Source organism: Pseudoalteromonas sp. APC 3355, assembly GCF_030407615.1.
Classification (GTDB): Bacteria; Pseudomonadota; Gammaproteobacteria; order Enterobacterales; family Alteromonadaceae; genus Pseudoalteromonas; species Pseudoalteromonas distincta.
The window spans coordinates 143,306-156,117 of record NZ_JASDDB010000011.1 but is presented as its reverse complement, the minus strand read 5'-3'; the positions used below and the strand labels follow the sequence as shown (position 1 = coordinate 156,117).

The following is a 12,812-nucleotide window of genomic DNA, read 5'->3' as shown; positions in this document are numbered from 1 at the left end:
TTATGAGGTAGTGCTAATCACTTTATTTAGCGCTACCAAACATGGGAGAACAATAATGATAAAAAAAACATTACTGCTAATAACACTCGGCTTATGCAGTATACAAAGCGTATTGGCAAACGTAACGTACACAGGCGTATTATACGAGCAACAAAAAATTGCCAACTTGACGGTGCTGCCTAAGAGCTTAAATTTTACGGTTATTGGTGATTGGGGTCATAACGGGCACTTTTATCAAAAAGACGTAGCACACCAGTTAGAAATAGCGATGTTTCAAACGAATGGTGATTTTACTATTTCAACTGGCGATAACTTTTATCCCAATGGCGTGGCAAGTGTTAACGACCCGCTTTGGCAAAGTGCCTATGAAGATATTTACCATGGTCCACATACATTCGAGCCTTGGTATGTAGTACTGGGTAATCATGATTATTTAGGTAATGCGCAAGCACAACTTGATTACAGTAAAAAAAGTCAGCGCTGGAATTTACCTGCACGCTATTACAGCAAAACCTTTACTTTAAAAGGTGGCGAGCAGATATTAATGGTGTTTTTAGACACTAATACTTTAAATCCTGAATACAAAACACGCGAAAAATACAAAGCAACTCAAGGGCAAAACAGCCAAGCGCAATTAACATGGTTAGATAGCCAACTATCAAATAGCCAAGCACGATGGAAAATAGTGGTTGGTCATCACCCACTTTATAGCAGTGGAAAACGTTACGGACTTACTGAAGGTTTACGTAATTTACTCGAGCCCATATTTGAGCAAAATGGTGTGCAAGCATACATAGCTGGACACGAACATGACCTGCAACATAACCAAATAGATGGCAGTAAACTCGACCACTTTGTATCTGGTGGTGGTAGCGAAGCGCGTTACGTAAAACAACGTGAATTTACGCGTTTTGCAGAAGCTACTCCAGGATTTTTGAGCTTTTCGATTAACTATGAAGCACTAAAAGCAACGGCTATTAACTATAAAGGCGAAGTGCGTTACAGCACTCAAAAGCGCTTTGACCAATAAAGGGTTACAACATGAACTTTAAATTAAAAACATCTATTAGCTTAATTGTAAGTAGCTTAGTGCTTAGTACATTAAGTGCATGTAGCAATAGTAACATGGCTACAAATACGGCAGTAAAAAACACATCCGATAAAGTAGTCATTAATAGTACTGAATTTGGTCCAACAGATAACATGCAAGGCTCACAAGCGGCATGGTTAAATAATAACAATTGGTTGCTAGCAAGCGAAAGCAAAGGCTTAGTGTTAGTTGAAAGTGAAACGCAACAAAGCCGCATTATAAAAAAAGGTAACTTTGAAGCGCTTGCTGTCACTAAGCTAACAGCACACTCATTTTTGGTTGCAACTATTGATAACAATCAAGATAACGTAGTTATATTTAAGCTTGAGCACACTCAAAGTGGCTGGGATACAATTGAACTAACCCGCATTAACCCACCACAAGCACAATCCGATACAGTGTGTTTATTTGCTAATAAAGCGAGTGAATCAATATCAGCATTTGTACCTGATGTACGCGGGCTAATTACCGAAACTATTATTTTTGATACAGCGAATAATAAAGCGGTTAACGTAAATGTACGTGAATTTTCTGGCGTGAGTGAGGCATCAGGTTGTGCTGTAAGTACAACAACAAATACCTTATATGTAAGTGAAAGCGAAGTAGGCATTTGGGCAATAAACGCGAACGCGGAATCGCAAGCAGATAAAAAACCGATTGCTTTAGTCGCCCCCTTTGGAAAGTTACACAGTGAACTAGGAGCTATTTCAGCTTCGCAAGATGGTATTATCTGGTTTACTAGTACCAAAAACAATACTGTGTATGCTTATGATCCAATTAGTAAAATGCTTAATAACTGGATGTTAAATGGTGACTTGAGCTTGGAATCGGTAGCGGTAAATTACACAAGTAACAACGCGGCAACGGCAGTGCTGTATAACGATGAAACAGGCGCTTATATTAAAAGTACATTACCTGTAACACCTATCAAAAAATCATTAAAAACCAACACTCAATCAATCACTCAAATAAAGGCAAGTGCACAAACGGTCCCCGTTCAAGCATTTGGTGATGCAGCAGACGATCCGGCAATTTGGGTTAACCCTAAAGATGCAGCAAACAGCTTAATTTTAGGCACCGATAAACGCCGTGGACTAATGGTATACAGCCTAAATGGCAAGCTTGAACAGTCACTTGAAGTTGGTCGTTTAAATAACGTAGACCTGCGACAAAATAGCACGATTAAAAACAGTACCAATACATTAATAACTGCCAGTAACCGAACGCTTAACGGTATTAGTGTATTTACAGTACAAGCTAATAATAGTGTGAAGTACATTGCTGATATTCCTACCAATCTTGATGAAATTTATGGCTTATGTATGTACTCGTCAAATACGGGGAACTATGTATTTGTAAATGATAAATCGGGGCTATATCAGCAATATAAAATCAGTGAGAATAACGAAAAAATAACAGGCAAACTTGTTCGCGAGTTTAACCTACCAAGCCAACCAGAAGGATGTAGTGCAGATGATGAACTAGGACAATTATTTGTAGGCGAAGAAGATGCCGGTATTTGGTTTATAGGTGCAGAGCCAACGGCAGGCAGTACACCGGTTATGCTACAAGGTATAAATGAGCAACTTGTTGATGATGTTGAAGGTATGGAAATTTACCACAGCGACAAAACATGTTATTTAGTTGTTTCCAGCCAAGGTGATAACAGCTACGTATTGTATAAAATAAAGAATGGTACTCAAGGCATTAAAACACCTAGCTTAGAGTTTGCAGGTAAGTTTAGTGTAATAAGTGATTTGGTTAATGGTATTGATGGCACATCAGAAACCGACGGATTAACAGTAACAGCTAAGTCCCTTCCGGGTTATCCTGAAGGTATTTTAGTTGTACAAGATGGTTATAACCGTATGCCACAGCAGCCTCAAAACTTTAAAATAATAGATTGGCGAGAAGTAAAAAAAGCAATTAAGTAGTGCTTATTTAGTCGCGATTATTTTAATGTCGTTTTGAGATTACCTTGTAATTGTATAAAAGGCTCATTTGAGCCTTTTATACAATCCTTTGCAGTTAAGTATTAAGTGTAATTAACTCAATGTAATATATATTTTTATACTACAATTTAAGCTCATAAATTAATTGAGATTATAATGCGCTTACTACTTACTTTATTACTAATCACTTTAAGTGGCTTTGCCGCAGCTGAAGAAGAAAAAGCAGAACTACCACCGGTAGACCCCGCTTACAATGCTGAGCATCCTATGGCTTTGGTTAATCAAGGCTCATCTATTATTGCAATGAATTTATCCACCTATAATTTACCCAATGATGTGCAAGTTGTTTATAAAATAGGAAACCCCGATGTCGCACTCTTAAATTTTGTTAGAAATGCTGAGCTAATCACGGTTAAGCCACAAGCGTTTAATATTCAACATTTAATGCGTGGTGAAGAAATTACGATTATTGCCGATATTTACGAGGGTGATTATAGAAAAGGTGGCAGCTTAATTTACTCAAAAAAAGAGCTTGAACTGACTAAGCAACTGTATGCCAGAGAGCTAAAAGATTTAAGTGAATCATCGCAATGGCAAGATTACGACATGATTAATCTGGGCGGGACTGAGCGTATTTATATTCATAAAATTCAACAAGCGCCGAGCTATAACCATCTTATTTTTGTTGATTTAGTTAACGCATGTATGCAAAAGCTTCGTACCTCAAAACGTGTCCCAGCTGAAAATGAGCTTACCTATAAATTTATTAACTGCGGCACGCTTAAACCTCTTTATTACAATGCTGATGATTTTAAAAAATAGTTATTTATATTCAGTGATTAGTTTGAGCCCTTGCTTCATTGCCTCTGCTGATTGTCCTGCAAAGCCTAAACGGACATAACTATATTGCTTAGGCATTAAACTTCTCACTGAATCAGCAAAGTAAAACTCAGATTCTGCATGTAAATACACGCTTTTACTTTGCATTGCTTGTTTTATATTACTCGTATTTTTATTTAAGTTAACCCACATTGCCATACCGCCATCTGGCTTTTTATACTCTATTGGTAAACCCTGTGATTGCAGCAACGCTAACGTGTTGTCCATTGCTTCATAACGTTGTTTATAGTGTTTAGTCATGCGTTTTAAGTGGCGCTCAAATCCACCTTCTTGCATAAAGTGCGCAACGGCTAGCTGCATAACCACATCATTTTTATGGTTCATTAACTGCTTCCATGCGGTTAACTGTGCTAATACTTCAGGAGCTGCACAAATGTAGCCAATTCTAGCACCTGAGAACATGATTTTAGAAAATGTAGATAAGTAAATAATAATCCCAGCGGGATCGTCCCCAGCCATAGGTTGCAATGGCTGACAGCGATAATGAAACTCGTGATCGTAATCATCTTCAACAATCATTACGCCATACTCATAACATAGTTGATAAATTTGCATGCGCCGTGTGGGCGAAAGCGTAACGGTAGTTGGATATTGATGCAGCGGAGTTAAGTACAGCATTTTTATTGGATATCGTCTAAGTTGCGCTTTTAAATCATCAACACATAAACCATATTCATCTTGTTTTATATCTATTAATTGCGCGCCACAAGCAGCAAAGGCTTTGCGTGCTGGTGGGTAGCCTAAAGTCTCAACGGCTACGAAGTCATCTTTACTTATAAAGGCCTTAGAAATTAAAAATAAAGCTTCTTGTGAGCCATTACATACAAGTAAGTCTGATGCTTTTAAATTTCTAGTTTTATGTAAGTAATCACTTATCTGAGCTTTTAGCTCACTCACTCCACCTATATCACCATAATGAAGTTTACTGATATCTAAATGATTAAATACATGGCTTATAGAGCGTTTAAATTCTTTATAGGGAAAGCTATTTAAATCAGGAAGCCCGCCTGCAAAGTTATATACGTAGTCTTTTAAATTCATTGCCGGAATAGGCACGGCTAACTCTGTAGCAAATTTATAAGGTTTTGGTGTTAAAACTGGCGTGTGCTCACAGTTAGCACTGCTTTGAATTGGTAGTGTTTGAGTGACGCTATACCCTGAGCGTTCATGGGATTCTAGCCATCCTTCGGCCACTAATAACTGCAATGCGTTCATTATTGTATGGCGATTTAACTGATACGTTTGCGCCATAACTCGAGCAGAACTGAGTTTTGTACCAGGTGCAATATCTCCCTTTACGATAGAACCACGCAAAGCATCTGCAACTTGTATGTACTTAGCTTTGTTTGAGTCATTAAATTCAATATTAAGCGGTTGCATGTTATCCCTTTATAACTGGTATAGCTAAAAAGCCAATTCTGGTTGTTTTTACCAAACCAAATTAGCGTACATTTGTTGCTCGTAAATAGCAAAGCATAGAGGCAACATGTTTACTCAACAGATACATAAAACAAATAAGGTCATATTAGAGCCATTAAATTATGAGCATTTAAAAAGCTTATATAAAGCTGGGCAACATCCAAAAATATGGGAATGGGTATTAAGCAACTATACAAAAACACCCGAACAGTTAAAGGAATGGTTTACCACCAGTGCACAATTTAATAAAAAAGAACAAATTGTATTTGCCATAGTAGACATAGCCAGCAAAGAGGTTGTAGGCACTACACGACTATTTAGATTAGATACGCATAACTTAAGTGCTGAAATTGGTCATACATTTATAAGCCATCACTGGCAGCAAACTTATATTAATACTCACACTAAATATTTACTGCTTAGCTACGCTTTTGACGCGTTGAATTTAGTGCGAATAACATTTAATACCCACGAAAAAAATCAAAAATCTCGAAATGCAATTACTCGACTAGGCGCCCGATTTGAAGGTATAGCCCATAAAGATAGATTGCTAAGTGATGGAAGTTACAGAAGCACTGCAAAATTTAGCATTATTGACGAACATTGGCAGAGCATTAAGTTGCAGTTAGAGGAGAAGCTTTAATGTACCCACCCACACATTTTCAAGAACATAATATTAAACGTTTGCAAGCATTGGTTGAGCAATTCCCTCTAGCGAGTATTTTAATACCCTGCTCGCAAAGTGACTTAAATAATATATGCCAAGTACCTGTATTATATGAGCCCTCACGTAATGTATTTAATGCACACGTAGCAAAACATAACCCGCTAGCCCAATGTGATAAACAGTCAGTAAAATTACTATTTAGTGGCGATAACTGTTATCTATCTCCCTCGTATAGTAATAATAAAACACTGCCGAGCTGGCTTTATTCATCAGTACAAGTAACTGCAAATGTGAATATTATTGAAAGCGATAATGAGAAAGACAAAATAATGCGGCAACTAACGAGCCATTTTGAGCAAGGCTTTACGCCAATGTGGAAGATTACTGACGTGCCCAAAAGTAATCGCCAAGCAATGTATCAACAATTAAGCTTTATAGAATTTACCCCCACTCATTGGAGTGGAAACTTTAAGCTAAGCCAAAATAAATCACCAGAGGTAAAAGCACGAATAAAACAAAGCCTAGAACTTGCCAATAAGCGCTCTATTGCACAGCTATTTTAGGCATAAAAAAAGGCCCTTTCGAGCCTTTGGATTAACTTTGGAATAGTTAAAAATCTTTAAATTAGGTAAGCGTTAATAGCTGTGGAGCAACGCTATGATAGTCAACAGCCATAGCAATACTTAACGCTGTAATATTAATAATTGAAAATGCGAACACTTTACGTGCCCAGCTACTCATATCAATATTACGACGATAACCACGTAGCGCCATTAACAACCACCAAAAGCTGGTAATACAAGCAACAGCCATAAAAGCAGCACCTGTGTAGCCAGTAATTGGCAGTAACATCACAACTAGGGCATATACAGCAATGTAAAGTACGATATGGCGTTTTGCTTTGTCGATACCTTGCGCTACTGGTAATACAGGAATACCTGCAGCTTGATAATCTTTAAAGCGAAAAATAGCAATAGCGTAAGAGTGCGGCATTTGCCACAAACTAAACATAACTAGCAGTATTAATGCGCCCATATCGAACTGCCCTGTTACGGCGCAGTAACCAACTACTGGCGGTACAGCACCAGAAAGGCTGCCTACAAAAGTGCCATATACTGAGTTACGTTTCATGTAGAGGCTATAAACCCCTACATAAATTACGTAGCCAAAGGCTGCAAAAAATACTGCGGCTTGAGTGGTGTAGGCGATAAGTAAACCAAAGCCCACAACACCCAATAAAATACCGTGACTAAGTGCAGCAAAGGCCGACATTTCGCCTGTTACTGTTACTCGCGTACGAGTACGCGCCATGGCCACATCTATGTCTCTATCTATAACGTTATTGATAGCGCAACCTGATGCAACCACTAGCGACAAACCAATTAATGTGGCAATCATTAACCATGGGTCTATATCACCGCGCGAGGCAAGTAAAAACCCGCCCGCTACGCTGATCAAATTGCCCATAATAATACCCGGCTTTGTCACTGATAAATAACGACGAAACATCTTCAACTCCTAGTACATCATCATTGCGTTAGATTCATAAATGATCCAAACAGATAACCCAACAACCATTACGATGATCAGAGCACTGAATAGGAATGAGAAAGTACTTGCACGGCCATCTTCGGTGGTAAAATTAAGGTGTAAAAAGTATTTTAAATGCACCCAAATTTGTACGATTGCTAAAGTAACAATGCTCCAAAGCGTTGTTGCTTTTGAGAAGTCACCTTCCATTACCATGTAAAACGGTATAGCAGTTAAAATTACCGATAGCACAAAGCCAATTAAGTAAGTTTTAACACTGCCATGAGATTCATCATGATGGTCACTTTGCGTTTGCTTTAACGCATGCGTTTCGCTGTGGCTCATTACATTGCTCCCATTAAATAAACAACGGTAAATACACAAATCCAGACAATGTCTAAGAAGTGCCAAAATAGGCTTAAGCAGCTTAAACGCGTTACGGTTGCTTTACCTAAGCCACGTTTAGCAACTTCAATCATCATTATCGTCATCCAAATTAGACCCGCAGTTACATGTAAACCATGTAAGCCAACTAATGAGAAAAACGATGTTAAAAAGGCACTTTGTTGTGGACCATTACCATGCACAATTAGGTGATGAAATTCGTATACTTCCATACCAATAAACACAGCACCTAAACAAAACGTAACAAATAACCAAGTCAGTGTTAGTGCCTTTTTTTGCCCTTGAGCGGCAATCATGGCAAAACCAAAAGTAATACTACTAATCAGTAGTGCTGCAGTTTCTACTGCTACAAAGTCGAGTTCAAAAATATCTTTACCCGATACGCCACCAGCTGTGTTCATAAATAACACAGCGTAAGTGGCAAAAAACGAGGCAAACAGTAGGCAATCGGTCATTAGGTATAACCAAAAACCAAATACGGTATCACCCGAAGTATCGTGGTGATCATGCGCGTGGGCATGATCATCGTGTGATACAGAGTCTAAATTTGCAGAAAGTGTACTCACGCTTTTAACTCCTTAACGCCACTTGAATTATATGCAGCTTCAATGCGTGCAATTTCATCAGGTTGTATATAGTAATCTACATCGCTGGTGTAACAACGTTTGATAAATATGGCAATTCCGCCTACTAGTCCAACAACAGCTAACCACCAAATATGCCAAATCATTGCAAAACAAAATACTGTTAAACTTGCTGCCATTAACACGCCAGCTGATGTATTTTTAGGCATATGAATAGGGCTGTAGTTTGCTTTATCTTGATATGCTTGACCTTTTTCTTTCATATCGGTCCATGCATCAATATCATCGATATGTGGAATTGTTGCAAAGTTATAAATTTGCGGAGGTGAACTTGTAGCCCACTCAAGTGTGTGGCCGTTCCACGGATCGCCTGTTGTATCGTCAAGCGCTTCACGGTCTCTAAAGCTCACATATAGTTGAATAACTTGGCTGATAATACCAAACATAATAATTACAGCACCGCCTGCGGCAATGTATAACCACATGTTCCAATCTGGGTTGTTAGTGTGGTTTAAGCGACGTGTCATACCTAAGAAACCAAGTACGTACAGCGGCATAAATGCTACGAAGAAACCAATAATCCAACACCAAAATGATGCTTTGCCCCATTTTTCATTAAGTTTAAAGCCCATTGCTTTAGGGAACCAAAATACAAAACCGGCCAGGTAACCAAACACAGCACCACCAATAATTGTGTTATGGAAATGTGCAATTAAGAATAAGCTGTTATGCAGTACATAATCGGCGCCAGGAATGGCAAGTAATACACCGGTCATACCGCCTACGGTAAAGGTAACCATAAAGCCAAGAGTCCAAAGCACCGGTACACTTATACGTAAACGACCTCGGTAAATAGTAAATAACCAGTTAAACAACTTAACCCCAGTTGGTACGGCAATAACCATGGTCATTACACCAAAGAACGCGTTAACGTTAGCACTCGAGCCCATAGTAAAGAAGTGATGTAACCAAACAATAAAGCCTAAAATTGAGATTGCACCGCTGGCGTAAACCATCGATTTGTAACCAAACAAACGTTTACCGGCAAAGGTCGATATAATTTCAGAAAAAATACCAAACGCTGGTAATACTAATATGTATACCTCAGGATGACCCCATGCCCAAAACAGGTTGATGTACATCATGGCGTTACCGCCCAATTCATTGGTAAAGAAGTGGAAGTCGAGATAACGGTCAAGCGTTAGCATTGCAAGTACAGCAGTTAAAATTGGGAATGATGCTGCAATTAAGATGTTTGCCCATGTACATGCCCATGTGAAAATTGGCATTTTCATTAGGGTCATACCTGGTGCACGCATTTTAAACACGGTTGCTAAAAAGTTTACGGCTGTTAGAAGTGTACCGAGCCCGGATATTTGCAAGGCCCAAATATAATAATCGACCCCCACCCCAGGGCTAAAGGTCAGCTCCGAAAGCGGCGGATATGCCACCCAACCTGTTTTTGCAAACTCACCAAACACAAGTGATAAGTTAATTAAAATTGCACCACTGGCTGTAAACCAAAAACTTAAATTATTTAAAAATGGAAAAGCAACATCGCGAGCACCAATTTGAAGTGGTAAAACAATGTTCATTAGACCAATCATAAATGGCATTGCCATAAATATGATCATGATTACGCCGTGGGCAGTAAATATTTGGTCGTAGTGTTCTGGTGGTAAATAACCTGGCGCACCACTGGTAGCAAGTGCTAACTGCGCACGCATCATTATTGCATCAGAAAAACCACGAAACAGCATTATTAGTGCTAAAAGAATATACATTACGCCTAAGCGTTTGTGATCAACAGACGTGATCCAGTCGCGCCAAAGCACGCCCCATTTTTTATACTTTGTAATAAGCCCGGCAATAATAAGCCCAGCTATCGCAATAACCGACATCGTGAACACAAGAATTGGCTCATGAAACGGAATTGCGTCGAGTGAAAGATTACCTAATAACGACATTATTATTCCTCGCCTTGGCTGTGAGATGAAGGCATTGAGTGCTCACTCATTTCATGATGCTTTTTACTCATTTGCCCATGTTCGCCCATTGCATGGTGTTTTTTGTTCATATCGCCATGCGCCTGCATATACTTCATAACAATGGTATGAAATAAGCCGTCATCAACTTTTCCGTAATATGCTACTGGGTTATTTTCACTTGCTTTTGCAAGCTCAACATAATTCGCATGAGTCAGGTTATTAGCGCTTGAATTCGCTTTCACATCACTCACCCACTTATCAAAGTCTGCTTGGGTAGGTGTAGCAATGGCATTAAATTTCATGCCAGTGAAACCTGCGCCGCTGTAATTTGCTGAAAAGCCTTTAAACGAACCTGGCTCATTTGCAATTAAGTGAAGCTTGGTTTCCATCCCAGCCATTGAGTATATTTGACTACCCAATTGCGGAATAAAAAATGAATTCATTGTGCTCTCTGAGGTGATTTTATATTCAACAGGTACATTTGCTGGGAACACTAATTCATTAACTGTAGCAATACCTTGCTCAGGATATATAAATAGCCACTTCCAGTTTAGTGAAACCACTTCAACAGTAAGATGTTCACCTTTACCTTCAATGGGTTTATAGGGGTCTAAGTCTTGGGTAGACTGCCAGGTAATAACACCTAAAATGATTACAATAACAATAGGAACAGCCCAAACAACGGCTTCAATTTTATTTGAATGAGCCCATTTTGGAGCATAAATTTCTTGGTTTTGAGTGTCTCTATATTTCCAAGCGAAATACAAAGTCATCACAATAACGGGAACGACTACAAGCAACATAAGCACGGTTGCGATGATGATTAAATTTTTCTCATCAATGCCTATCTGCCCTTTTGGATCGAGTATCCCGCCTTTACAGCCTGACAACGCCAGTACTGTACTAGCTAAAGCAATATTACAAAGGTTACGAATTAACAAGGGAGTATCCTACAAACCTAGAGTTTCAATTTGCTGCTTAAAATAAAAACCAAAGCAACGATTTTTCAATAAAAACCCAAGTTAACTAGAATTAAATTATAAAAATAAGGGGGCTATTCAAAAAAACCTAAAGCTCATGCCATTAATGACCTAGCAACAAACCCAGCTTTCTAAACGCATTTATATAACGTAATAAAAGTTAACTTGGGTGAGTGGTGGTTGGCTGAAATGTGTTTAAAAAAACACGGAGCTACTTTGTTTTAGCTAACCTTAATTATTTACAGCAAGAACAAATAATTAAAACCAGCAACAAGATGCAGCGTTACAGGCAACCTGTAAAGCTAGGTGGAGCACGACAACCATGTGAAGAGATCACAGGCTGAAGAACTTTAGCCTCGCTAAAAGCAAAGGCTGCTTTACGGAGGATTATGCCAGCACGACGCGCTGGACAAATATGGAACAATAACCAACAAAGGCCAATAAGTAACTGACTTGATATGATCGGATGAGCTAAAAATTGCGCAAGGTTAAGTAACAGTGGCTCTACAATAAACCCATCACTTAATAGCGCTTCAAGCTTGAAGGCATCCTCTAGTGCACCGCTTAGCAACATTACAGTATTAAACACTAATAAAGTTATAGCTACACACACGCCCTTGCCTGCTTTATTCAAGCGTTCACACGTCTGCGGCTCGCCAGAGGCAAGTTCCGTAGTTGTATGATGCAAAGAAAGTGTGTTCAAAGACATTAACCTACTAAAATGACTATAACAAAATTAGAGTAATACAGTTTGCAACGGAAAAATTTAAAAAACATTGCTGTTGTAAACCCTAAAACCAGGTGCTAAATACAATCAAATCCAGCTAGCACATATTTGCCTAGCGAAAATTGATCCGTATCAACCAAACTTTCAAAACTTACTGAAAGTTCGAACGTGAGTATAACAAAGAGAATTTTCTGTTCAACTAAAAATCAATTAATTTGAGTTAAGCTTTCGAAGCTATTTTGTTAATAAAAAATAACACGATAAAAAACATTTACTTAGCTAAAATAAAAAACGATTTAAAGAGAAATATTTAATAGGATTATAGGTTTTTAGGAGGGAGTAATAATTGTGTGGCACAAATAAAAACAGCCCAAATTCAGTCACCACCGAACTTGAGCCGCCTTTCACACTGACAACATCTTCACACACAATATAAAGATTCTTGGTTTACACTGCATGGCAATTGTAGGGAATAAAAACAACTCAAACTCAGTCACCACCGAACTTGAGTTGCCTTTCACACTGACAACATCTTCACACACAATATAAAGATTTTTGGTTTACACTACG

Annotated in this window: 12 protein-coding genes; 5 read left to right on the top strand and 7 right to left on the bottom strand. The window is 38.6% G+C overall.

What is annotated here, in order from left to right; all coding sequences use genetic code 11:
• The first annotated feature begins 55 nt into the window (after positions 1 to 55).
• From QMA08_RS15535 to QMA08_RS15525, 3 genes are all read left to right on the top strand, one after another.
• Entirely contained in the window at positions 56 to 1,030 is a 975-nt protein-coding gene (locus QMA08_RS15535) for a metallophosphoesterase (protein ID WP_193226173.1), read from the top strand.
• Positions 1,031 to 1,041: 11 nt separating this feature from the next.
• Positions 1,042 to 3,024 (top strand): phytase, encoded by a 1,983-nt coding sequence (locus QMA08_RS15530; protein ID WP_290174874.1) that lies wholly within the window; start codon positions 1,042 to 1,044, stop codon positions 3,022 to 3,024.
• Between the two features lie 174 nt (positions 3,025 to 3,198).
• Entirely contained in the window at positions 3,199 to 3,864 is a 666-nt protein-coding gene (locus tag QMA08_RS15525; RefSeq protein ID WP_290174873.1) for a hypothetical protein, read from the top strand.
• Here the strand turns inward: QMA08_RS15525 and QMA08_RS15520 are convergent, their stop codons facing one another.
• The gene (locus tag QMA08_RS15520) at positions 3,865 to 5,322 is read right to left on the bottom strand and encodes a PLP-dependent aminotransferase family protein (protein ID WP_290174872.1); all 1,458 of its coding nucleotides are present in this window, start codon (positions 5,320 to 5,322) and stop codon (positions 3,865 to 3,867) included.
• Between the two features lie 106 nt (positions 5,323 to 5,428).
• Here QMA08_RS15520 and QMA08_RS15515 point away from each other — a divergent pair, with 106 nt between their 5' ends.
• Positions 5,429 to 6,004: a GNAT family N-acetyltransferase gene (locus QMA08_RS15515; protein WP_197121264.1), complete on the top strand. Its 576-nt coding sequence runs from the start codon at positions 5,429 to 5,431 to the stop codon at positions 6,002 to 6,004.
• Positions 6,004 to 6,591, top strand: a complete 588-nt coding sequence (locus QMA08_RS15510) for an FMN-binding negative transcriptional regulator (RefSeq protein WP_290174871.1) — start codon at positions 6,004 to 6,006, stop codon at positions 6,589 to 6,591. Before QMA08_RS15515 ends, QMA08_RS15510 begins: the two co-directional genes overlap by 1 nt.
• Before the next feature lie 61 nt (positions 6,592 to 6,652).
• On the opposite strand, the gene cyoE is transcribed toward QMA08_RS15510, so the two are convergent.
• From cyoE to QMA08_RS15480, 6 genes are all read right to left on the bottom strand, one after another.
• The gene (cyoE, locus tag QMA08_RS15505) at positions 6,653 to 7,537 is read right to left on the bottom strand and encodes a heme o synthase (RefSeq protein WP_002958102.1); all 885 of its coding nucleotides are present in this window, start codon (positions 7,535 to 7,537) and stop codon (positions 6,653 to 6,655) included.
• 9 nt (positions 7,538 to 7,546) lie between these two features.
• The gene (gene cyoD, locus QMA08_RS15500) at positions 7,547 to 7,903 is read right to left on the bottom strand and encodes a cytochrome o ubiquinol oxidase subunit IV (RefSeq protein WP_002958101.1); all 357 of its coding nucleotides are present in this window, start codon (positions 7,901 to 7,903) and stop codon (positions 7,547 to 7,549) included.
• Complete coding sequence (cyoC, locus tag QMA08_RS15495; protein WP_002958100.1) at positions 7,903 to 8,529, bottom strand: cytochrome o ubiquinol oxidase subunit III; 627 nt, start codon at positions 8,527 to 8,529, stop codon at positions 7,903 to 7,905. The genes cyoD and cyoC overlap by 1 nt, the downstream gene beginning before the upstream one ends.
• Complete coding sequence (gene cyoB / locus QMA08_RS15490) at positions 8,526 to 10,514, bottom strand: cytochrome o ubiquinol oxidase subunit I (RefSeq protein WP_024596558.1); 1,989 nt, start codon at positions 10,512 to 10,514, stop codon at positions 8,526 to 8,528. The genes cyoC and cyoB overlap by 4 nt, the downstream gene beginning before the upstream one ends.
• 2 nt (positions 10,515 to 10,516) lie before the next feature.
• The gene (cyoA, locus tag QMA08_RS15485; RefSeq protein ID WP_290174870.1) at positions 10,517 to 11,476 is read right to left on the bottom strand and encodes a ubiquinol oxidase subunit II; all 960 of its coding nucleotides are present in this window, start codon (positions 11,474 to 11,476) and stop codon (positions 10,517 to 10,519) included.
• A 322-nt stretch (positions 11,477 to 11,798) separates the two neighbouring features.
• Positions 11,799 to 12,218, bottom strand: a complete 420-nt coding sequence (locus QMA08_RS15480) for a hypothetical protein (RefSeq protein ID WP_149594338.1) — start codon at positions 12,216 to 12,218, stop codon at positions 11,799 to 11,801.
• Positions 12,219 to 12,812: the final 594 nt, after the last annotated feature.